Below are 25,002 nucleotides of genomic sequence, written 5' to 3' on the forward strand. Positions count from 1 at the left end.
AGCTGACGGCGGGGTACTGGTACGACAACTGCCGGCAGCCGGTGTCCTTCGAACCCGTGGTGCGGCGTCTGCTGGCCGAGGGCCACAGCACGTTCATCGAGTGCAGCGCCCACCCGGTACTGGTCTACGGCGTCATGGAGACCGCCGAGGCGGCAGGCGCCGACGCCGTCGCGCTCGGCACCCTGCGCCGCGACGAAGGCGGCCTGGCGCGCTTGTACACCTCGCTCGGCACCGCCTGGAGCCGCGGCATCCCCGTCGACTGGACCACCGTCCTCGCCGGACGCGGCGCATGCACCGTCGACCTGCCCACGTACGCGTTCCAGCACCGGCGCTTCTGGCTGGAGTCCGCGCGGGCCGACGAGGCCGCCCCGGCACCCGGTACGGCCGACCCCGCGGAGGCGGGATTCTGGGCGGCCGTCGACGACGGCGACACCGACCGGCTCGCCGCCACGGCGGGCCTGGACGCCGACCGGCCGCTGCGCGAACAGCTGCCCGCGCTCGCCGCATGGCACCGCGGCCGCCGCGACCGGGCCACCATCGACTCCTGGCGCTACGACATCCAGTGGACCCTGCTGCCCGACAGCGGCGCCGACCGGCTGACCGGCACCTGGCTCGTCGTCGAGCCGGCCGACCCGGCAGACCCGGCCGACGCCGACCGCGTCGAGGCCGTCGCCGCCGCCCTTGCCGCCCGCGGCGCCGACGTCGACCGTCTGCCCCTCGATCCGGTCGCCGCCGACCGCGCGGACTGGGCCGCGCGGCTCACCGGCACCAACCCGGCCGGGGTGGTGTCCCTGCTGGCCGGCGCGGCCGACCCGGACAGCGCCGTCACCGGCACCCTCGTCCTCGTCCAGGCCCTCGGCGACGCCGAGATGACCGCGCCGCTGTGGGTGCTCACCCGGGGGGCCGTCGACACCGGGTACGACGCGCCCGCCGACCCCACGCAGGCCATGCTGTGGGGGCTCGGCCGCGTCGTCGGACTCGAACAGCCCCGCACCTGGGGCGGATTGGCCGATCTGCCGGAGACCTTCGACGAGCGGGCCGCCGCCCGGCTGGCCCGGCTGCTCGCGGGCGGCCTCGGCGACGAGGACCAGGTCGCGCTGCGCGCCAGCGGCGCCTACGCCCGGCGGCTGACCCGTGCCCCGCTCGGGGACGGCGAGCCGGTGCGGCGCTGGCAGCCGCGCGGCACCGTCCTGGTCACCGGCGGCACCGGCGGCGTCGGCGCCCGGGTCGCCCGGCGTCTCGCGGCCGACGGCGCCCAGCACCTGATTCTCACCAGCCGCCGCGGCCCGGAAGCGCCCGGAGCCGCCGGGCTCGCCGACGAGATCCGCGCGCTGGGCGCCGAAGTCACCCTCGCCGCCTGCGACATGGCCGACCGCGAGCAGGTGCGGGCCGTCCTCGACGCGATCCCGGCCGACGCGCCCCTGACCGCCGTCGTGCACGCCGTCGGGATCGTCCAGTCGACCCTCGTGGAGGAGATGACCGTCGACGAGTTCCGGGAGATCAACGCGGGGAAGGTCGGCGGCGCCCGGCACCTCGACCAACTCCTCGGCGACACCGAACTCGACGCCTTCGTGCTGTTCTCCTCCAACTCCGGCGTCTGGGGCAGCGGCCGACACGGCGGCTACGCACCCGGCAACGCCTACCTCGACGCGTTCGCCGCCCGGCGCCGCGCCCGCGGCCTGACCGCCACCTCCGTCGCCTGGGGCGCCTGGGGCGGCGGCGGGATGATGGAGGGCGACGGCGTCGAGGAGTACATGCGCCGCCGCGGCGTGCTGGAGATGGACCCCGAACTCGCCCTGGACGCCATGGTCCAGGCCGTCGAGCACGACGAGGTGTTCCGCGCCGTCGCCGACGTCGACTGGGAGCGTTTCGTCCCCGGCTACACCTCCGGACGGCCCAGCCCCCTCATCAGCAGCGTGCCGGAGGCCCGTCGTGCCCTGGCCGCCGCCGAGGCACCCGACCAGGACGGCGGCGACACCGGTGCGGCCGCCGAGTTCGGCCGGCGGCTCGCCGCGGCGAACCCGGCAGAGCGGGAGTCCCTGCTGCTCGGCCTCGTCCGCGACAAGGTCGCCGCCGTCCTCGGACACTCCTCCGGCGATGACGTCGAACCCGGCCGCGCGTTCAAGAACCTCGGCTTCGACTCGCTGACCGCCGTGGAACTGCGCGACCGGATCGGCGCCGCCACCGGCCTGAAACTCCCGGCGACCGTCGTCTTCGACTACCCCAGCCCGGCCGCGCTCGCCGCGCACCTGCGCACCGCCCTGCTGCCGGCCGGGGACGCGCCCGTCGGCGGGGTCCTCGACGAACTCGACCGCCTGGAGAGCGCGCTGTCCGCCGCCGCCCCCGACACCGACACCCGCACCAAGCTCAGGCAGCGCCTCCAGGCCCTGCTGTGGACCGTCGACGAGGACGCGCACACCGGCGGCGGAACGACCGAGGACACGGACGCCCTGGAGACGGCCACCGCCGACGACATGTTCGCCCTGCTCGACAAGGAGCTGGGCACCTCCTGACCCGCGCCCGGGGCCGGGCCCACGCCCGGCCCCGGAGCGGCTGCCCGCCATGCCCGACACCGGCCCACGGCCGGCGAACCGCCCCACGCCCGACACCGGCCCACGGCCGACGAACCGCCCCACGGAGCCCACGGAGACACCGACATGGCGCAGAGCCAGCACACCGAGAGCAACGAGGCGAAACTCCTCGAATACCTCAAGCGGGCGACGGCCGACCTGCAGCAGACCCGCAAGCGGCTGCAGGCCGTGGAGGCCGCGGGCCACGAGCCCATCGCCGTCATCGGCATGGCCTGCCGCTACCCGGGCGGCGCCGACACCCCCGAAGCCCTGTGGCGGCTGGTCGCCGACGGCGGCGACGCCGTCGGCCCCTTCCCCGACAACCGCGGCTGGGACATCGACGCCCGCTACGACCCCGACCCCGACACCCCCGGCACCAACTACGTGCGCGAAGGGGCCTTCCTCCACGACGTCGACCGGTTCGACGCCGGCTTCTTCGGCATCTCGCCCCGCGAGGCGCTCGCCATGGACCCGCAGCAGCGGCTCGTCCTGGAGACCGGCTGGGAGGCCGTCGAACGGGCCGGCATCGACCCCACCACCCTCGCCGGCAGCGCCACCGGCACCTTCATCGGCTTCAGCGCCCTCGACTACACCACCGGCCTGACCGACGTCCCCGACGAACTCGAGGGCTACATCGGCACCGGCAACCTCGCCAGCGTCCTGTCCGGGCGCCTCGCCTACTTCCTCGGCCTGGAGGGGCCGGCCGTCACCGTCGACACCGCCTGCTCCTCCTCCCTCGTCGCCCTGCACATGGCCGCCCGGGCCCTGCGCACCGGCGAGTGCTCCCTCGCCCTCGCCGGAGGCGTCACCGTCATGTCGAACCCGGCGGGCTTCGTCGAGTTCAGTCGCCAGCGCGCCCTTGCCCCCGACGGCCGCTGCAAGGCCTTCGCCGCGGCCGCCGACGGCTTCGGACCCTCCGAGGGCGCGGGCATCCTCCTCGTCGAGCGGCTCTCCGACGCCGTAAGCAACGGCCACCGGGTCCTCGCCGTGATCCGCGGCTCCGCCGTCAACCAGGACGGCGCCTCCAACGGCCTCACCGCGCCCAACGGGCCCTCCCAGGTCCGCGTCATCAAGGCCGCGCTGGCCGACGCCCGGCTGACCCCGGCCCAGGTCGACGCGGTCGAGGCGCACGGCACCGGCACCACCCTCGGCGACCCCATCGAGGCCCAGGCCCTGCTCGCCACCTACGGGCAGAACCGGCCCGAGGACCGTCCGCTGTGGCTCGGCTCCGTCAAGTCCAACATCGGGCACACCTCTGCCGCCTCGGGCGTCGCGGGCGTCATCAAGACGGTGCTCGCCATGCGCGAGGGCCTCCTGCCCCGAACCCTCCACGTCGACGCCCCCTCCGACCGCGTCGACTGGAACTCCGGCGCCGTCCGACTCCTCACCGAGGCCCACCCCTGGCCCGAGACCGGCCGGCCCCGCCGCGTCGGCGTCTCCGCCTTCGGCATCAGCGGCACCAACGCCCACGTCATCCTCGAACAGCACCAGCCGGACACCGACGACGCCCCGGAACCCACCGCGCCGGGCGCCTTCACCGCCGCCGACGCCCCCTGGATCCTCTCCGCCCGCACCGGGGCCGCCCTGCGAGGCCAGGCCGCCCGACTGTGGGACTGGAACGCACAGCATCCCGGCCTCGACCCGGCCGTCGCCCTCGCCACCACCCGCACCGCCTTCGACCACCGCGCCGCCTTCATCGGCGGCGACCGCCGCACCGCCCTGCACGCCTTCGCCGAGGGGGACACCTCCGCGAAGGTCCTCGAAGGCACGGCCCACACGGACAAGACGGCGTTCGTGTTCCCGGGTCAGGGGTCGCAGTGGGCGGGGATGGCGGTGGAGTTGTACGGGGCTTCGCCGGTGTTCGCCGCGCGGTTGGAGGAGTGTGCGCGGGCGCTGTCGGGGTTCGTGGACTGGTCGCTGCTGGATGTGCTGGGGGGTGTCGAGGGGGTGCCCGGTTTCGACCGGGTGGATGTGGTGCAGCCGGTGTTGTGGGCGGTGATGGTGTCGTTGGCGGCGTTGTGGCGGTCGGTGGGTGTGGAGCCGGCCGCGGTGGTGGGCCACTCGCAGGGCGAGATCGCGGCGGCTGCCGTCGCCGGGGTGCTGAGCCTGGAGGACGCGGCGAAGGTGTCGGCGTTGCGGGCTCGTGCGCTGATCGCTTTGGCGGGTAAGGGCGGGATGGTGTCGGTGGCGGACACGGCCGATGTCGTGCGGGAGCGGATCAGGGCCTGGGGCGACCGGTTGGCCCTTGCCTCGGTCAACGGTCCGCAGTCCACGGTTGTTTCGGGTGAGCCCGAGGCGCTGGAGGAGTTGATGGCGGCCTGCGAGGCGGACGGTGTCCGCGCCCGGCGTATCAACGTGGACTACGCCTCGCATTCCTCGCAGGTGGAGTCGATCCGCGAGGAGGTGATCGGCCTGCTGGACGGCATCCGGCCGCGCACTGCCGAGATCCCCTTCTTCTCCACCGTGACCGGTGCTTTCGTCGACGGTGCGGAGCTGGACGCCGAGTACTGGTACACGAACCTGCGCACCACGGTCCGTTTCCAGGAGGCCGTGGAGGGACTGCTGGCGCGCGGGCACGGTCTGTTCGTCGAGTCCAGTGCGCACCCGGTGCTGACGATCGGCGTGCAGGAGAGCATCGACGCCTCCGATGCGACCGCGGTCACCCTGGGCACCCTGCGCCGCGACGAGGGCGGCCCGCAGCGCTTCCTGACCTCGCTCGCCGAGGCCTGGGTCCACGGCGCCAAGGTCGACTGGCGTGCGGTGTACGGGAGTTCGCCGCAACCGGAGTTGCCGACGTATGCCTTCCAGCGCCGGCGCTACTGGCTGGAGGCGGGCAAGGGAGGCCCGGGTGCCGGTGATGTCACCGCGGCCGGGCTGGCCGCTGCGGATCACCCGCTGCTGGGGGCCGCGGTGCGGCTCGCGGAGGGGGACCAGGTGGTGCTCACCGGGCGGCTGTCGCTGCGGACGCACCCGTGGCTCGCCGATCACGCCGTTGGGGACGCGCGGGTGCTGCCCGGGGCCGTGTTCGTCGAACTCGCCGTGCGGGCCGGGGACGAGGCCGGATGCGACGTCCTCGACGAGCTGACACTGGAGACGCCACCCGTGGTGCCCGACGACACACCGGTCGACCTGCAAGTGGTCGTGGGCCCGCCGGACCCGGCGGGGCGGCGCCCGGTCGCCGTGTACGGCCGCGGCGGCGACGACCCGGGCGCAAGCTGGACGCGGCACGCGCAGGGAACCCTGTCGCGAGCCGTAGCCCCGCGCGAAGGACGGGAGTTGGCGGCGTGGCCGCCGCCCGGTGCCGAGCCGGTGGACCTCGACGGGTTCTACGCCTCCCTCGCCGGGTCGGGATACGGCTACGGGCCGGTCTTCCAGGGCCTGACAGCCGTATGGCTCGCCGGTGACGGCGCCGGCGTGTACGCGGAGGCGGAGCTGCCCGACGACCAGCACGGCGATGCCGCCCGTTTCGGGCTGCACCCGGCGCTCCTGGAGGCCGTGCTGCACGCGCTCGCGGTCAGCGGGCCACCGGCGCAGGAGGGCACGGTCTGGCTGCCGTTCGCGTGGAGCGGGGTACGGCTGCACGCCGCCGGGGCCTGCCGGGTACGGGTCCATCTCACTCCGGTGGGGCCGGAGGAGGTGGCGGTCACGGTGGCCGACGCGGCCGGCCGGCCGGTCGCCGTGGTGGACTCGTTCGCCTCACGGCTCGTGCCCGTCGAGGAGTTGCGGGCCGCCGCGGAGGCCGCCGGCGCCCGCGCCGGGACCCCTGCCCGCGCCGGGACCCCTCCCGCCGAGCGCGCGCCGCGCCGCCGCGGCGCCGCCGCGGACGACCCGGGGGGCGCCGCTTCGTTCACGCGACAACTGGCCCGGCTCGGCCCGCAGGAGCAGGAGCGCATGCTGACCGACCTGGTGCGCACCCGGGTCGCCGCCGTCCTCGGGCACGACGAGCACGAAGCCGTCGAGCCCGAACGCGCCTTCAAGGACCTCGGCTTCGACTCGCTCACCGCCGTCGAACTGCGCAACCGGCTCACCGCCGCCACCGGACTGCAACTGCCCGCCACCCTGGTCTTCAGCCACCCCACCCCCCTCGACCTGGCCCGCCACCTGCTCGCCGAACTGGGCACCGCACGCGCCGCGGAGGCTCCCGGCCTGCGCGAACTGGCGCTGCTGGAGGCCGCCCTGGCGGACGCTGAGCCGGACGAGGAAGCCCGGGACACCGTGACCAAGCGGCTGGAGGCGCTGCTGTGGCGCTGGCGCCGCAACGGCACCGCGCAGACCGCCGTCCTGGACGGCGACGCCCTCGACAGCGTGTCCGACGACGAGATCTTCGACCTGATCGACAAGGAGCTGGGCGCCTCCTGACCTGCCCCACCGCCCACCGCTGCCCCACCGCCCACCACCGCACACCGCCGCCCCACCGCCCGCCGCCGCCCCTCGGGGTGGCGGCGGTCGTCCGTTCCCCGCTGCCGGGAAGGGGAGCCGACCGCCGCTATACGGGTCGCACCCCGCATTTCAGGGGTTGGCCCGATCGCGCTCGCACGCGACGGTGGCCAGGTGTCCCCGTGCCCGACCGGACCGACCGGACCGACCGGGACCCAGGAACCGGGAGCTTCCCGCGTTGCTCCTCAGCCCCAAGTCCCCAAGGAGTACCGAGCATGCCGACGAGCAACGAAGACAAGCTCCGCGACTACCTCAAGCGGGTCACCGCGGATCTCAGCCGCACCAAGCAGCAGCTGCGCGAAGCCGAGGACGCCGGGCACGAGCCGGTCGCCATCGTGTCGACGGCGTGCAGGTTCCCGGGCGGGGCCACCGATCCCGAGGGCTTCTGGGACCTGATCGCCTCCGGCACCGACGCGATCACCCCCTTCCCCACCGACCGCGGCTGGGACGTCGACAACCTCTACGACCCCGACCCGGACAAGCCCGGCAAGACCTACGTCACCGAAGGCGGGTTCCTGCGGGGCGCCACCCTCTTCGACCCGGAGCTGTTCGGGATCTCGCCGCGCGAGGCCGCCGCCATGGACCCGCAGCAGCGGCTCCTGCTGGAGACCGCCTGGGAGGCCCTCGAACGCGGCGGTCACGACCCGCTGTCCCTCAAGGGCAGCGAGACCGGAGTGTTCGTCGGCGCCGTCGCCTCCGACTACGCCTCCCGGCTCACCGCCCTGCCCGACGACGCCGAGGGCTACATCGGCACCGGCACCATGTCCAGCGTCCTGTCCGGCCGGGTCGCCTACACCTTCGGCCTGCAGGGACCGGCCGTCACCGTCGACACCGCCTGCTCCTCGGGCCTGGTCGCCCTGCACCTGGCCGTGCAGGCGCTGCGCCGCGGCGAGTGCACGCTCGCCCTGGCCGCCGGCGTCGCCGTGATGGCGTCTCCCGCCGCCTTCGTCGAGTTCAGCAAGCAGCGGGCGCTCGCCGCGGACGGCCGCTGCAAGGCGTTCGGGGCGGGCGCGGACGGCACCACCTGGGCCGAGGGCGTGGGCGTCCTGCTCGTCGAGCGGCTCTCCGACGCCCGCCGCGACGGCCACCGCGTGCTCGCCGTGATCCGCGGCTCCGCCATCAACCAGGACGGCGCCAGCAACGGCCTCACCGCACCCAGCGAGCCCGCCCAGCAGGAGGTCATCCGCAAGGCCCTCTCCGACGCCCGGCTCACCGCGGCCCAGGTCGACGCGGTCGAGGCGCACGGCACCGGCACCTCCCTCGGCGACCCCATCGAGGCCCAGGCCCTCCTCGCCACCTACGGCACGGAACACACCGCCGAGCGGCCGCTGTGGCTGGGGTCGGCCAAGTCCAACATCGGGCACGGCGGCCCGGTCGCCGGTATCGCCGGCGTCATCAAGACCGTACAGGCGCTGCGCCACGGCGTCCTGCCCAAGACCCTGCACGCCGACGAGCCGACCCCGCACGTCGACTGGGCGTCCGGCGGCGTGCGGCTCCTGACGGAGGCACGCCCCTGGGAACGCGGCCCCGAGCCGCGCCGGGCCGGTGTCTCCTCCTTCGGGGTGAGCGGCACCAACGCCCACGTCGTCCTGGAGGAGGCCGAACCCGCCGAGGATGCGGCCGTTGACGAAGCGGCCGTCGAGGGGCCCGCGGGACCGGTCCCGTGGATCGTGTCCGGCCGCACCCCTGCCGCCCTGCGCGACCAGGCGGCCCGGCTCCTCGCCCACGTCCGGGACGGCGCCCCGGCGACCGCCACCGGCTTCTCGCTGGCCACCACGCGCACGGCCCACCCGGTGCGCGGCGCGGTCGTCGCGGCCCGGCACGAGTCGTTCCGCGCCGGCCTCGCGGAACTAGCCGACGGCGACGTCACCGGCACCACCGTCACCCCGGGCGCCGACCGGCCGGTGTTCGTGTTCCCCGGGCAGGGGTCGCAGTGGGCAGGGATGGCGGTGGAGTTGTACGACGCCTCGCCGGTGTTCGCCGCCCGGCTGGAGGAGTGCGCGCGGGCCCTGTCGGCGTACGTGGACTGGTCGCTGCTGGACGTCCTGCGGGGTGTCGACGGCGCCCCCGGATTCGACCGGGTGGACGTGGTCCAGCCAGCGCTGTGGGCGGTGATGGTGTCCCTCGCCGACCTGTGGCGCTTCCACGGCATCCGCCCCGCCGCGGTGATCGGCCACTCGCAGGGCGAGATCGCTGCCGCCGCCGTCGCCGGGGTGCTGAGCCTGGAGGACGCGGCGAAGGTGTCCGCGCTGCGGGCTCGTGCGCTCATCGCATTGGCGGGCCGGGGCGGGATGGTGTCCGTGGCGGACACCGCGGACGCCGTACGGGAGCGGATCGCCTCTTTCGGTGACCGGTTGGCCCTTGCCTCGGTCAACGGCCCGCAGTCCACCGTCGTTTCGGGGGAGCCCGAGGCGCTGGACGAGCTGATGGCGGCCTGCGAGGCGGACGGCGTCCGCGCCCGGCGCATCGACGTGGACTACGCCTCGCATTCCACGCAGGTGGAGTCGATCCGGGACGAGGTGATCGGCCTGCTGGACGGGATCCGGCCGCGCACCGCCGAGATCCCCTTCTTCTCCACCGTGACCGGCGATTTCGTGGACGGCCCGGAGCTGGATGCGGAGTACTGGTACACGAACCTGCGCACCACGGTCCGTTTCCAGGAGGCCGTGGAGGGGCTGCTGGCGCGCGGGCACGGTCTGTTCGTCGAGTCCAGTGCGCACCCGGTGCTGACGATCGGCGTGCAGGAGACGATCGACAGTACATCCGCGACCGCGGTCACCCTGGGCACCCTGCGCCGCGACGAGGGCGGCCCGCAGCGCTTCCTGGCCTCCCTCGCCGAGGCCTGGACCCATGGTGCCGAAGTCGACTGGACCACCGTCTTCCCCGACGGCACCCGCCCGGTGGACCTGCCGACCTACGCCTTCCAGCACCGCCCCTACTGGCTCGACGACGCCGGCGCCCCCGTGGATACCGCGCACGCCGCCGACGAGACCGACACCGCCTTCTGGACGGCTGTCGAGAGCGGCGACCTGGCCGGGCTCGGGGTCAGCGGCGACCAGCCGCTGGACGAGGCGCTGCCCGCGCTCGCCGCCTGGCGCCATGCCCACCGGGAGAAGTCGGCCCTCGACTCCTGGCGCTACCGCACCGTGTGGACCGTCACCGACACCGCCGAGCCCCGGCTGACCGGCACCTGGCTCCTCCTCGAACCCGAGGACGGTGCCGGTGAACTCGCCGCAGCCGCCGCCGCAGCCGCCGCCGCAGCCGACCGCCTCGGCGCCCTCGGCGCGCGCGTCGTACGCATCCCGGTCGACATCTGGGCCGCCGACCGCTACACCCTCGCCCAACAACTGCACGAGGCGCTCGCCGCCGAGGGCGAGGACACGGTCACCGGCATCCTCTCCCTGCTGGCCCTCGACGAGCGCGAGCACCCCGACCACCCGTCGCTGCCGCTCGGCCTCGCCGGGACCGTCACCCTGGTCCAGGCCGTCCTCCAGGTCCGTGAACTCGCGGAGTTCGACGCCCCGGTGTGGGCCTTGACCCAGGGGGCCGTGTCCGTCGGCGACAACGACCCGCTCACCCGGCCCGTGCAGGCGGCCGTATGGGGGCTGGCCCGCGTCCTGGTGCAGGAGCACCCGCGGCTGTGGGGCGGCATCGTCGACCTGCCGGACACCGTCGACGAGGAGGCGTACCGCAGGCTCGCCGGCATCCTCGCCGAACCCGGGGACGAGGACGAACTCGCCGTCCGCTCCTGGAACGTGCTCGTCCGCCGCCTGGTGCGCGCCCCCCTCGGCGACACCGAGCCGCAGCGCGCCTGGACACCGCGTGGCACCGCCCTGGTCACCGGCGGCACCGGCGGCCTCGGCGCACAGACCGCCCGCTGGCTGGCCCGGGCCGGCGCCCCCCATCTGCTCCTGGTCAGCCGGCGCGGCCCCGAAGCCCCCGGCGCGGCCGAACTCGCCCGCGAGATACGGGACCTGGGCGCCGAGGTGACCATAGCCGCCGCCGACGTGGCCGACCGCGAACAGCTGCGCACCGTCCTGGACGCCCTGCCCGCCGACGCCCCGCTCACCTCCGTCTTCCACACCGCCGCCGTCCTCGACGACGGCATGATCGACTCCCTCACCCCCGACCGGCTCGCCCAGGTGTGGCGGGTCAAGGCCCAGGGCGCCCTCAACCTGCAAGAACTCACCGAAGACAGGGACGGCCTCGACGCGTTCGTCCTGTTCTCCTCCTTCGGCGCCGCCTACGGCTCCGCCGGCCTCGGCAACTACACGCCCGGCAACACCTTCCTCGACGCCCTCGCCCACCAGCGCCGCAACCGCGGCCTGCCCGCCACCTCCGTGGTGTGGGGCACCTGGGCGGGCAGCGGCATGGCCGCCGGCGGCGCGGGCGAACGCGCCCGGCTGCAGGGCGTGTGGGAGATGCCGCCCGAGCTGGCCACCGCCGCCCTCCAGCAGTCGCTCGACCACGACGAGACCAACCCCGTCGTCATCGACATCCGCTGGGACGGCTTCACCCTCGGCACCGGCACGGAACGCAACAGCCCCCTGTTCGAGATGGTTCCGGAAGCCGCGAAGGTGCTCGCCGACGCCGCGGCCGTCGCACAGCAGGAGACCGCCCGCAGCGGGAACACCGCCGACGAACTCCTCGGCCGGCTCGCCGGCCGGACCCCCGCCGAACAGGACCGCGTCCTGCTCGACCTGGTGCGCCGACAGGCCGCCTCCGTCCTCGGCCACGGTGCCGCGGACGCCGAGGCCCTGGCCGCCGTCGGCCCCGAACGCCCCTTCCGCGGACTGGGCTTCGACTCGCTCAGCGCGGTCGAACTGCGCAACCGGCTCGGCACCGCCACCGGCCTGAGCCTGCCCTCCACACTCGTCTTCGACCAGCCCACCCCCGCCCGGCTCGCCGCCCACCTGCGCACCGAGCTGTACGGCGACGGCACCTCCGTCGACCCGCTCCTCGACGACATCGACCGACTGCAGAGCACCCTCGCGCACGCCACGGCGGCCACCGAGGAGGACCGGGCCCGCGTCACCGGACGCCTCCAGGCCCTCCTCGCGGCCTGGCAGACCGGCGACCGGACGCACACCGACGAGCGGGCGCAGACCCGCGACGCCGACATCGCCGCGGCCTCCGACAACGAACTGTTCGACCTGCTCGACGACGAGTTGGAGGCCCGGTGACCCGGCAGCGACGCCCCTCACGATCGTGCAGTGCAGGCTTCCCGTTCCCGGTAGGTGACTGACGTTGAGCACCAGCAGCACGAGCAACCCCAGCGGCCACGACAACGAGGCCAAGCTCCGCGAATACCTCAAGCGGGCCACCGCCGACCTGCGCAACGCCCGCAGACGGGTCCGCGAACTGGAGGAACCGGAGCCGGTCGCGATCATCCGCATGGCCTGCCGCTTCCCCGGCGGAGTGCAGAGCCCCGAGGCGCTGTGGGACCTCGTAGCCGAGGGCCGCGACGGCATCGGCCCCTTCCCCGAGGACCGCGGCTGGGACGTGGACGCGCTCTACGATCCCGACCCCGACAAGGCCGGCACCTCCTACACCCGTGAGGGCGGATTCCTGCGGGACGTCCCGGAGTTCGACGCCCAGCTCTTCGGGATCTCCCCCCGCGAGGCCCTCGCCATGGACCCGCAGCAGCGGCTCCTGCTGGAGACCACGTGGGAGGTCCTGGAGCGTGCGGGCCTGGATCCGACCGCGCTCAAGGGCAGCCCCACCGGAGTGTTCGTCGGCGCCTCCGCCTCCAGCTACGGCGGCGACCTCGACACGGTTCCCGAAGGAGTCGAGGGCTACCTCGGCACCGGCAGCGCCGCCGCCGTCGTCTCCGGCCGCGTCGCCTACACCTTCGGCCTGGAGGGCCCGGCCGTCACCGTCGACACCGCCTGTTCGTCCTCCCTCGTCGCCCTGCACCTCGCCGTGCGGGCGCTGCGCCAGGGCGAGTGCTCCCTCGCCCTCGCGGCCGGCGTCACCGTGATGTCGACGCCCGGACTGTTCGTCGAGTTCAGCCGCCAGCGCGGCCTCGCCGCCGACGGCCGCTGCAAGGCCTTCGCCGACGCCGCCGACGGCACCGGCTTCGCCGAGGGCATCGGCGTACTGCTCCTGGAACGCCTGTCCGACGCCCGCCGCAACGGCCACGAGGTCCTCGCGGTCGTCCGCGGCTCCGCCGTCAACCAGGACGGTGCATCCAACGGCCTGACCGCGCCCAACGGGCCCTCCCAGGCCCGCGTCATCAAGGCCGCCCTCGCCGACGCGCGGCTGACCCCGCAGCAGATCGACGCGGTCGAGGCGCACGGCACCGGCACCACCCTCGGCGACCCCATCGAGGCCCAGGCCCTCCTCGCCGCCTACGGCCGCAACCGCCCCGAGGACCGCCCGCTGCACCTCGGCTCCGTCAAGTCCAACATCGGCCACACCCAGGCCGCAGCGGGCATGGCCGGCGTCATCAAGACGGTCATGGCGATGCGCGCCGGCCTGCTGCCCAGCACTCTCCACGTCGACGAGCCGACCAGCCAGGTCGACTGGTCGGCCGGCACCGTACGACTGCTGCGCGAGGCCGTCGCCTGGACCCCGCAGGAAGGCGCCCCGCGCCGGGCCGGCGTCTCCTCCTTCGGCGTCGGCGGCACCAACGCCCACGTCGTCATCGAGGAACCCGCACCGGCCGAGGAACCCGCCCCGCAGGAACCCGCCCCGCAGGACCCCGCGTCCCACGACCCCGACGGCTCCGACCGCCCGGTCGCCCTGGACACCCCGCTCGTGCCCTGGGTCGTCTCCGGCAGGACCCCGGCGGCCCTGCGCGCCCAGGCCGCCCGCCTGGCCGACTTCTTCCGCACACGCAATGCCCCTCGCCCGCAGGACGTCGCCCTCTCCCTCGCCACCACCCGCGCCGCCCTCGAACAGCGCGGCGTGGTGGTCGCCGCCGGCCACGACGACCTCCTCGCCGGCCTGACCGCCCTCGCCGACGGCACCCACCCCCTCACCGGCACCACACTGCCCGCCACCGACGCCGTCCTCGTCTTCCCCGGTCAGGGGTCGCAGTGGGCGGGGATGGCGGTGGAGCTGTACGGGGCTTCGCCGGTGTTCGCCGCCCGGCTGGAGGAGTGCGCACAGGCTCTCTCCGAGTTCGTGGACTGGTCGCTGCTGGACGTGCTGCGGGGTGTCGAGGGTGCTCCCGGTTTCGACCGGGTGGATGTGGTGCAGCCGGTGTTGTGGGCGGTGATGGTGTCGTTGGCGGAGTTGTGGCGGTCGGTGGGTGTGGAGCCGGCCGCGGTGGTGGGCCACTCGCAGGGCGAGATCGCTGCCGCCGCCGTCTCGGGCGCGCTGAGCCTGGAGGACGCGGCGAAGGTGTCCGCGCTGCGGGCTCGTGCGCTCATCGCATTGGCGGGCCGGGGCGGGATGGTGTCCGTGGCGGACACCGCGGACGCCGTACGGGAGCGGATCGCTTCCTTCCGTGACCGGCTGGCGCTGGCTTCGGTCAACGGCCCGCAGTCCACCGTCGTCTCCGGTGATCCCGAGGCGCTGGACGAGCTGATCGCGGCCTGCGAGGCGGACGGTGTCCGCGCCCGGCGCATCGACGTGGACTACGCCTCGCATTCCACGCAGGTGGAGTCGATCCGGGACGAGGTGATCGGCCTGCTGGACGGGATCCGGCCGCGCACCGCCGAGATCCCCTTCTTCTCCACCGTGACCGGCGATTTCGTGGACGGCCCGGAGCTGGATGCGGAGTACTGGTACACGAATCTCCGCTCGACGGTCCGTTTCCAGGAGGCCGTGGAGGGGCTGCTGGCGCGCGGGCACGGTCTGTTCGTCGAGTCCAGTGCGCACCCGGTGCTGACGATCGGCGTGCAGGAGACGATCGACAGCGCATCCGCGACCGCGGTCGCCCTGGGCACCCTGCGCCGCGACGAGGGCGGCCCGCAGCGCTTCCTGACCTCGCTCGCCGAGGCATGGGTGCACGGCGCGCAGGTCGACTGGACCGCAGTGGTGGCCGCGCAGCGCCCGCGGACCGTCGAACTTCCCGTGTACGCCTTCCAGCGCAGCCGCTACTGGCTCCAGTCCGCCCCCGCCGACCCCACGGCCGCCGACGCGTTGCCCGCCGACGAGGTCGAGGCCCGCTTCTGGGAGGCCGTCGAGCGGGAGGACCTCGAGGCCCTCTCCGGGGCCCTCGAACTCGACGACGACAGCCCGCTCGGCGCGCTGCTGCCCGCGCTCGCCGCCTGGCGCCGCTCCCGGCGGGAGAAAGCGGTCGTCGACTCCTGGCGCTACCGCGTCGCCTGGCAGCGCCTGCCGGAGCCGGCCCGCATCCCGCTGTCCGGCACCTGGCTCGTCGTGCTGCCCGCCGGGCGGGCGCCGGAACACGAGGAGTTCGCCGCCGACTGCGCCGCCGCCCTGGCCCGGCACGGCGCCGGCACCGTCACCGTGCGGACCCCCGGCGCCGACCGCGACCTGCTCACCGACGTGCTGCGCACCGCCGTTGCCGACACCCGACTGTCCGGTGTCCTCGCCCTCACCGGTCTCGGCGGACCGGACGCCGCCCTGCACACCCTCACCCTCGTGCAGGCGCTCGACGCCGCCGGCATCGACGCCTCCGTGTGGGCGGTCACCCAGGGAGCGGTCAGCACCGGACGCTCCGACGCACCCGCCGATCCCGACCAGGCACAGGTGTGGGGACTCGGCCGGGTGGTCGCCCTGGAACAGCCCCGCGGCTGGGGCGGTCTGATCGACCTGCCCGCCGCGGTGGACGAACGCGCCCTGACCCGGCTCGCGCAACTCCTGTCGGGCGGCGCGGGCGACGAGGACCAGATCGCGGTGCGCGCCTCCGGGGCCTTCGGGCGCCGCCTGGAACACGCCCCGCTCGACGACGCCGAACCGGTCCGCGACTGGCGGCCCCACGGCACCGTCCTGGTCACCGGCGGCACCGGCGGCGTCGGCGCCCAGGTCGCCCGGCGCCTCGCCGCCGCGGGCGCCGAGCGTCTGCTGCTGCTCGGCCGCCGTGGACCGGACGCCCCCGGTGTCGACGAACTCTTGGCAGAAGTACGGGAGTCGGGTGCCCGTGCGGAAGCCGTCGCCTGCGACGTCGCCGACCGTGAGCAGTTGCGCGCCGTCCTGGAGACGATCCCCGAGGAGACGCCTCTGACGGCCGTCGTGCACGCCGCCGGCATCCCGCAGTCCGCCCTCGCCGGCCAGGTCACGCCCGCCGAGTACGCGCGGATCACCGCCGGCAAGGTCGACGGCGCCCGGCACCTCGACGAACTCCTCGGCGACACCGAACTCGACGCGTTCGTGCTGTTCTCCTCCAACTCCGGCGTGTGGGGCGCCGCCGGACACTCCGCGTACGCCGCCGCCAACGCGTTCCTCGACGCGCTCGCCGAGCAGCGCCGCGCCCGCGGCCTGACCGCCACCTCCGTCGCCTGGGGCGCCTGGGGCGGCGGCGGCATCATGGAGACGGCGGGCGTCCAGGAGTACATGAACCGCCGCGGCGTTCTGGAGATGGACCCCGGCACCGCCCTCATCGCGCTGCAGCAGGCCGTCGAGCACGACGAGACGTTCGTCGCCGTCGCCGACGTCGACTGGAGCCGTTTCGCGCCCGGCTTCGCCGCCACCCGGCCCAGCCCGCTGCTCACCGGCATCCCCGGGGCCCGCCGCGAACTGGCCGCCGTCACCGCCGAACCCGACGGCGAGGACGGCCCGGAGAACGCGTTCGTACGACGCTTGACCGCCGCCGACGGCGACGAACGCGACACCCTCCTGCTCGACCTGGTGCGCACCGAGGCCGCCACCGCACTCGGTCACTCCGGCGCCGACGCGATCGAACCGGGCCGCGCCTTCCGGGACGCCGGCTTCGACTCGCTCACCGCCGTCGACCTGCGCAACCGGATCACCGCCGTCACCGGCCTGACCCTGCCCGCGACCCTCGTCTTCGACCACCCCACCCCGCAGGCCCTCGCCGCGCACATCGGCGCCCAACTGTTCGGCGCGTCCGAGGCGGCCGTACCCGCGCAGGCGGGCGAGAGCCGCACCGCCACCGACGAACCCATCGCCGTCGTCGCGATGAGCTGCCGCTACCCCGGCGACGTCACCTCCCCCGAGGACCTGTGGCGGCTGGTCGCCGAAGGACGCGACGCCATCGGCGGATTCCCCACCGACCGCGGATGGAACCTCGACGGCTTCTACGACCCCGACCCCGACAAGACCGGCACCAGCTACGTCCGCGAGGGCGGGTTCGTGCACACCGCCACCCACTTCGACCCCGGCTTCTTCGGGATCTCACCGCGCGAGGCCCTCACCATGGACCCGCAGCAGCGCCTCCTGCTGGAGACCGCCTGGGAGGTCTTCGAACGCGCCGGGATCGACCCGCACGCCGTCAAGGGCACCAGCACCGGCGTGTTCATCGGCGCCGGATACCCCGGCTACGGACACGGCGTGCGGATGCCCGAGGGCTCCGACGGCCAGATGCTCTTCGGCGCCTCCGCCGCCGTCGCCTCCGGCCGGCTGTCGTACACCTTCGGCCTGGAAGGCCCCGCCGTCACCGTCGACACCATGTGCTCGTCGTCGCTGACCGCTCTGCACCTGGCCGTGCGGGCGCTGCGCGCCGGCGACTGCACCGCCGCCCTCGCCGGCGGCGCGATGGTGATGTGCTCACCCGGCGTCTTCATCGGATTCAGCCAGCAGCGCGGCCTGTCGCCCAGCGGCCGCTGCAAGTCCTTCTCGCAGGACGCCGACGGCACCGGCTGGTCCGAAGGCGTCGGCATCCTCCTGCTCGAACGGCTCTCCGATGCCCACCGCAACGGCCACCAGGTCCTCGCCGTCATCCGCGGCACCGCCGCCAACCAGGACGGCGCCTCCAACGGCCTGTCCGCGCCCAGTGGCCCCGCGCAGCAGCGCGTCATCCGCGCCGCCCTCGCCGACGCCGGCCTGCGCCCCGCCGACATCGACCTCATCGAGGCACACGGGACCGGCACCACCCTCGGCGATCCCATCGAGGCCCAGGCCGTCCTCGCCACCTACGGGCAGGACCGCCCCGACGGCACTCCGGTGTGGATGGGCTCGCTGAAGTCCAACATCGGCCACGCGCAGGCCGCCTCGGGCGTCGCCGGCGTCATCAAGACCGTGATGGCCCTGCGGCACGGCGTCCTGCCCAAGACCCTCCACGTCACCGAGCCCACGCATGAGGTCGACTGGAACTCCGGCGCCGTCGGACTGCTCACCGAGACCCGGCCCTGGCCCGAGACCGGCCGGCCCCGCCGCGCCGCCGTCTCTTCCTTCGGCGGCTCCGGCACCAACGTCCACGTCGTGCTGGAGGAACCGGTCCCCGCCGAGGAACCGCCGCGCGCTCCCGAGGTCCCCGCCTTCCCACAGGAAGCCCTGCCCTGGCTCGTCTCCGCACGCGGCACGGCCGCACTCGGCGCCCAGGCCGCGCGCCTGCGGCATCTCGTCGCCGACGGCACCGCACACCGGCCCGCCGACATCGCCTGGTCCCTCGCCACCACCCGCGCCGCCCTGGAACAACGCGCCGCCGTCACCGGAGACGACCGCGGGACCGCCCTGCGCGCCCTCGCCGAGAACCGCCCCGACAGCGGCGTCGTCCGGGGCTCCGTGCTCAAGGGCGTGGGCCGTCCGGTGTTCGTGTTCCCGGGTCAGGGGTCGCAGTGGGCGGGGATGGCGGTGGAGCTGTACGGGGCTTCGCCGGTGTTCGCCGCCCGGCTGGAGGAGTGCGCCCAGGCCCTTTCCGTGTTCGTGGACTGGTCGCTGCTGGATGTGCTGCGGGGTGTCGAGGGGGTGCCCGGTTTCGATCGGGTGGATGTGGTGCAGCCGGCGTTGTGGGCGGTGATGGTGTCGCTGGCGGAGCTGTGGCGGTCGGTGGGGGTCGAGCCGGCCGCGGTGGTGGGCCACTCGCAGGGCGAGATCGCGGCGGCAGCTGTTGCCGGGGTGTTGAGTCTGGAGGACGCGGCGAAGGTGTCGGCCCTCCGTGCCCGTGCGCTGATCGCTCTGGCGGGGCGGGGCGGGATGGTGTCGGTGGCGGACACGGCCGATGCCGTCCGGGAGCGGATCGCTTCCTTCGGTGACCGGTTGGCTCTGGCTTCGGTGAACGGTCCGCAGTCCACGGTCGTCTCCGGTGATCCTGAGGCGTTGGACGAGCTGTTGGCGGCCTGCGAGGCGGACGGTGTGCGCGCCCGGCGTATCAACGTGGACTACGCCTCCCACAGTCCGCAGGTCGAGCTGATCCGGGACGAGGTGATCGGCCTGCTGGACGGCATCCGGCCGCGCACCGCCGAGATCCCCTTCTTCTCCACCGTCACCGGTGCTTTCGTGGACGGTGCGGAGCTGGACGCGGAGTACTGGTACAGGAACCTGCGCACCACGGTCCGTTTCCAGGACGCCGTCGAAGGGCTGCTGGCGCGTGGGCGCAAGGTCTTCGTCGAGGCCAGTGCCCACCCGGTGCTCACCGTCGGCGTCCAGGAAGCCATCGACGCCGCCGGCGGGCAGGCCGTCGCGCTGGGCTCGCTGCGGCGCGACGAGGGCGGCGCCCAGCGCTTCCTCGCCTCCGTCGCCGAGGCGTGGACGTGCGGCGTCACCGTCGACTGGGAGGCCGTCCACGCCGGGCACGACACGGTCCGCGTCGACCTGCCGACGTACGCCTTCCAGGACCAGCCGTTCTGGCCGGACCCGCTGCCGCCGTACTCCGGTGACGCCACCGGCTTCGGGCTCGGCGACACCGGCCACCCGATGCTCGGGGCCGCCGTCCGGCTCGCCGACGGCGAGGACGTCCTGTTCACCGGCCGTCTCGCGGCCGACACCCAGAGCTGGCTCGGCGACCATGCCGTCTCCGGGACCCCGCTGCTGCCCGGCACCGCCTTCGTCGAACTCGCCGTCCGCGCGGGCGACGAGGTCGGCTGCGGCCTGCTGGAGGAACTGACCCTCCAGACGCCGCTGGTGCTGCCCGAGCGCGGCGGCGTCCACCTGCAGGTGCGCGTCGGTGCCGCCGACGCCGCGGGGCGGCGCACCGTCACCGTGTACTCGCGCCCCGAGAACGCCCCCGCCGACCGGCCCTGGACCCGTCACGCCACCGGCGCGCTCGCCTCCGGTGACGTCACCGGCCGCGACCTGAGCGCCTGGCCGCCGCCCGGCGCCGAGCCCGTCGACCTCGACGGGTTCTACGAGGCCGCCGCAGCGACGGGCTACCGGTTCGGGCCCGCCTTCCAGGGCCTGCGCGCCGCCTGGCGCCACGAGGCCACCGGCGACGTGTACGCCGAGGTCTCCCTGGACGCCCCCCACCAGCGTGACGCGGACCGCCACCTGCTGCACCCCGCTCTCCTGGACGCAGCGCTGCACGCCATGCGGCTCGGCGACTTCATCGAGCTGACCGGCCGGGCCCGGCTGCCGTTCGCCTGGACCGGCGTCGCCCTGCACGCCGCGGGCGCGACCGGTCTGCGCGTGCGGATCAGCGCCGCCGGCACCGACACGGTCGCCGTCGACCTCGCCGACGCCTCCGGTGCGCCGGTCGCCACCGTGGAGTCGCTGGTCCTGCTGCCCGTCGACACCGCACAGCTGCGCTGCGACGCCGGCCCGGACCACCTGTTCCGCGTCGACTGGACCGAGTGGGCCGCGGCCGGGCAGCCGTCCGCCGACGCCCTCGCCGTCATCGGTGACGACCCGCTCGGCATCGCGGGCGCCCTGCGCGGCGCGGGCTCCACCGTCACCACGGAGCCGGCGCTCGGCGACCTCACCTCCGTGCCGCCGGTCGTCGTGCTGCCGCTCGCCCCGGGCGACGGCGGCGCCGACACGGCACGCGTGCGGACCGCCGAACTGCTCACCACCGTCCAGCGCTGGATCGCCGGCGAACGGTACGCCGACGCCCGTCTGCTCGTCCTCACCTTCGGCGCCGTCGCCACCCGCACCGGCGAGGACGTCACCGACCTCGGTCATGCCGGTGCCTGGGGCCTGGTGCGGGCCGCGCAGACCGAGAACCCCGGCCGGCTGCTGATCGCCGACCTGGACACGGCCACGGCGGCGGCCGCGCTGCCCGCCGCGGTCGCCGCCGCCGTCGCCCAGGACGAACCGCAGTTCGCGCTGCGCGGAGGCCGCACCCTGGTGCCGCGCCTCGCCCGCACCCACACCTCCGGCGGCCTGCTCACCCCGCCGCCCGGCACCACCTGGGCGCTCGACTCCACCGCGGCCGGCACCGTCGACAACCTGGCGCTGCTGCCCCGCCCCGAGGCCGCCGCGGAGCTGCCCGAACACGGCGTGCGCATCGCCGTGCACGCCGCCGGCCTGAACTTCCGCGACGTCCTGGTGTCGCTCGGCATGTATCCGGGCGGCGGCTTCATGGGCTGCGAGGCCGCGGGCGTGGTCGTCGAGACCGGCCCCGGCGTCACCCACCTCGCCGCGGGCGACCGCGTCGCGGGCATGGTGCCCCACGCGTTCGGGCCGCTCGCCGTCGCCGACGCCCGCATGGTCGCCCGGATCCCGGACGGCTGGACGTTCACCACGGCCGCCTCCGTCCCGGCGGCCTTCCTGACCGCGTACTACGGCCTGGTCGACCTGGCCGGGCTGCGGGCGGGGGAGCGGGTGCTGGTGCACGCGGCCGCGGGCGGCGTGGGCATGGCGGCGGTGCGGATCGCCCGGCATCTGGGCGCCGAGGTGTTCGGCACGGCGAGCGAGGGCAAGTGGGACACGCTGCGCGCGCTGGGCCTGGACGACGACCACATCGCCTCCTCCCGCGACACCTCCTTCGAGAACCGGTTCCGTGCCGCGACCGGCGGCGAGGGGGTCGACGTCGTCCTGGACTGCCTGGTCGGCGAACTGGTGGACGCGTCGCTGCGGCTGCTGCCGCGCGGCGGCCGGTTCGTCGAGCTCGGCGCGACCGACGTCCGCGACCCGGAGCAAGTGGCCGCCGCGCATCCCGGCGTCGCCTACCGCCGGTTCGACCTGATGGAGGCCGGTCCCGAGCGGATTGGGGAGATGCTCGCCGCCCTCGTACGGCACTTCGAGGCGGGTGACCTCGCGCCGCTGCCGGTGCGGGCGTGGGATGTCCGGCGTGCTGCGGAGGCGTTCCGGTTCATGAGTCAGGCCAGGCACACGGGCAAGCTCGTCCTCACCGTCCCGCAGGACTGGGGGGCGGAGGGCACGGTGCTGGTCACGGGGGGTACCGGCACGCTGGGTGCGCTGCTGGCCCGGCATCTGGTGGCCCGGCACGGGGTGCGGCATCTGCTGCTCGCCGGCCGGCGGGGTTCGGACGCGCCGGGTGCCGCCGAACTTGTGCGGGAGCTGGGGGAGTTGGGGGCGGAGGTGACGGTGGCCGCGTGTGATGTCGCGGACCGTGGGGAGCTGGCCGCGCTGCTGGACGCCATCCCTGCCGGCCGGCCGCTGACCGGTGTCGTGCACACCGCCGGTGTCCTGGACGACGGCGTCCTCGGCTCGCTGGACGCCGAACGCGTCGAACACGTCATGCGGCCCAAGGCGGACGCGGCCTGGCATCTTCACGAGCTCACCCAGGACCTCGACCTGACCTCGTTCGTGCTGTACTCCTCCGCAGCCGGTGTCCTCGGCGGCCCGGGACAGGGCAACTACGCCGCCGCCAACGCCTTCCTCGACGCGCTCGCCCACCACCGCGCCGCCCGCGGGCTGCCCGCCACCTCCCTTGCCTGGGGCCTGTGGGGCGAGGCCAGCGGCATGACCGGGCACCTGTCCGAGGACGACGTCCAGCGCATGGCACGCTCCGGCATGGCGGCGTTCCCCGCCGCCGACGGACTCGCCCTGTTCGACGCCGGGCGCGCCGCCGGGGCGGCCCTGCTGCTGCCCGTGCGCCTGGACCCGGCGGCCCTGCGCACCATGGCCGCCACCGGGACCGTGCCCGCCCTGGCGCGCGGCCTGGTCCGCGCCCCGGCACGGCGCACCGTGGACGGCGCCGACGGCATCGGCGGCTCCGCGCTCGCCGCCCGGCTCGCCGGGCTCACCCCCGACGACCGGCACCGCACGCTCCTGGACCTGGTGCGCACCCACGCGGCCGCCGTCCTCGGACACGGCGGAACCGATGCCGTCGGCGCCGAGAAGGCCTTCAAGGACCTCGGCTTCGACTCACTGACCGCCGTCGAACTGCGCAACCGGCTCGGCGCCGCCACCGGCCTCCGGCTGCCCGCCACCGCGGTCTTCGACCACCCCACCCCGGCCGCCCTCGCCCGGCTGCTGCGCGCCGAACTCCTCGGCGACGCCGCCCAGGACGCCCCGCAGGACGCCCCGCGGCAGGACACCGCCCCCGTCGTGCCCGGCCACGACGATCCCGTCGTCATCGTCGGCATGGCCTGCCGCTTCCCCGACGGCGCCGACTCGCCCGAGGCGCTGTGGCGGCTGGTCACCGAGGGCCGCGACGCCATCGGGCCGTTCCCCGCCGACCGCGGCTGGGACCTCGACCACCTCTACGACCCGGAGCCCGGCCTGCCCGGCCGCACCTACGTGCGCGAGGGCGGGTTCCTGCACGGGGCAGGGCTGTTCGACCCCGAACTGTTCGGGATCTCGCCGCGCGAGGCGCTCGCCATGGACCCGCAGCAGCGGCTCGTCCTCGAAGGCGCCTGGGAGGCCTTCGAACGCGCCGGCATCGACCCGGCCGCCCTCAAGGGCAGCCGCACCGGCGTCTACGTCGGCGCCGTCCCCTCCGGGTACGCCACCGAACTGCGGGAGATCCCCGACGGCGTCGAGGGCTACTTCGGCACCGGCCTGTCCAACAGCGTCATCTCCGGCCGCGTCGCCTACACCTTCGGCCTGGAGGGCCCCGCCGTCACCGTCGACACCGCCTGCTCCTCCTCCCTCGTCGCCCTGCACCTCGCGACCCGCGCGCTGCGGCAGGGCGAGTGCACCCTCGCCCTCGCGGGCGGCGTCGCCGTCATGGCGACCCCCGCCGAGTTCCTGGAATTCGGCCGGCAGCGCGCCCTCGCCGCCGACGGCCGCTGCAAGGCCTTCGCGGCCGCCGCCGACGGCACATCCTTCTCCGAGGGCCTCGGCATGCTCCTGCTCGAACGGCTCTCCGACGCCCGCCGCAACGGCCACCGCGTCCTCGCCGTCGTCCGCGGCTCCGCCACCAACCAGGACGGCGCGTCCAACGGCCTGACCGCCCCCAACGGCCCCTCCCAGCAGCGCGTCATCCGCGCCGCCCTCGCCGACGCCCGGCTCTCCACGCGGGACGTCGACGCCGTCGAGGCGCACGGCACGGGCACCCGTCTCGGCGACCCCATCGAGGCCCACGCCCTGCTCGCCACCTACGGGCGGGGACGCCCCGCCGACCGGCCCCTGTGGCTCGGCTCCCTGAAGTCGAACATCGGCCACACCCAGGCCGTCTCCGGCGTCGCCGGCGTCATCAAATCCGTCCTCGCCCTGCGCCACGGCGTCCTGCCCAGGACCCTGCACGTCGACGCCCCGTCCCCGCACATCGAGTGGGAGAACGGGGACGTCCGCCTCCTCACCGAGGACCGCACCTGGCCGGACACCGGGCACCCGCGCCGCATCGGCGTCTCCTCCTTCGGCATCAGCGGCACCAACGCGCACGTCATCGTGGAGCAGCCGCCCGCCGCCCCCGAGACCGCCGACGACCGTGCCCCCGGCGACACCGGCCGGCCCGCCGTCGCCGGCGTTCTCGCGGCCACCGTGCCCTGGGTGCTCTCCGGCCGGAACCCGGCCGCCCTGCGCGACCAGGCCCGCCGCCTGCACGACCACCTGGCCGCCGACGTCGACCTGCCCCTCTCCGACGTCGCCCTCTCCCTCGCCACCACCCGCTCCCACCTGGAGCATCGCGCCGCCGTCGTCCTCGACAGCCGCGAGACCGCGCTGGCCGGCCTCGCGGCCCTCGCCGAGGACCGCACCGCAGACCACGTGACCAGCGGAGTCGCCGACCACGGAGCGGCCGACACCGGGGGGAGGGTGGTGTTCGTGTTTCCGGGTCAGGGGTCGCAGTGGGTGGGGATGGGGGTGGAGTTGCTGGATTCGTCGCCGGTGTTCGCGG

At 74.9% G+C, this 25,002-nt stretch carries 4 protein-coding genes; all 4 read left to right on the forward strand.

The window, feature by feature from the left end:
- Positions 1-2,513: SDR family NAD(P)-dependent oxidoreductase (locus tag AB0G63_RS36455; RefSeq protein ID WP_360759311.1), on the forward strand; the 2,513-nt coding region annotated here is incomplete at its 5' end.
- Between the two features lie 144 nt (positions 2,514-2,657).
- The gene (locus AB0G63_RS36460; RefSeq protein ID WP_360759314.1) at positions 2,658-6,929 is read left to right on the forward strand and encodes a beta-ketoacyl synthase N-terminal-like domain-containing protein; all 4,272 of its coding nucleotides are present in this window, start codon (positions 2,658-2,660) and stop codon (positions 6,927-6,929) included.
- A 293-nt stretch (positions 6,930-7,222) separates the two neighbouring features.
- Positions 7,223-12,190 carry a type I polyketide synthase gene (locus AB0G63_RS36465; RefSeq protein WP_360759317.1) on the forward strand — a complete coding sequence of 1,656 codons (4,968 nt, stop codon included), beginning with the start codon at positions 7,223-7,225 and terminating at the stop codon, positions 12,188-12,190.
- Between the two features lie 64 nt (positions 12,191-12,254).
- The coding region (locus AB0G63_RS36470; protein WP_360759321.1) for a type I polyketide synthase at positions 12,255-25,002 on the forward strand (12,748 nt) is incomplete at its 3' end.

The organism is Streptomyces sp. NPDC020996 (genome assembly GCF_040641355.1).
In the GTDB taxonomy this organism is placed as follows: domain Bacteria; phylum Actinomycetota; class Actinomycetes; order Streptomycetales; family Streptomycetaceae; genus Streptomyces.

Excerpts from the sequence above, each read along its gene's own strand:
- AB0G63_RS36460 (WP_360759314.1), top strand. The coding sequence starts at position 2,658 with ATGGCGCAGAGCCAGCACACCGAGAGCAACGAGGCGAAACTCCTCGAA.
- AB0G63_RS36465 (WP_360759317.1), top strand. The coding sequence starts at position 7,223 with ATGCCGACGAGCAACGAAGACAAGCTCCGCGACTACCTCAAGCGGGTC.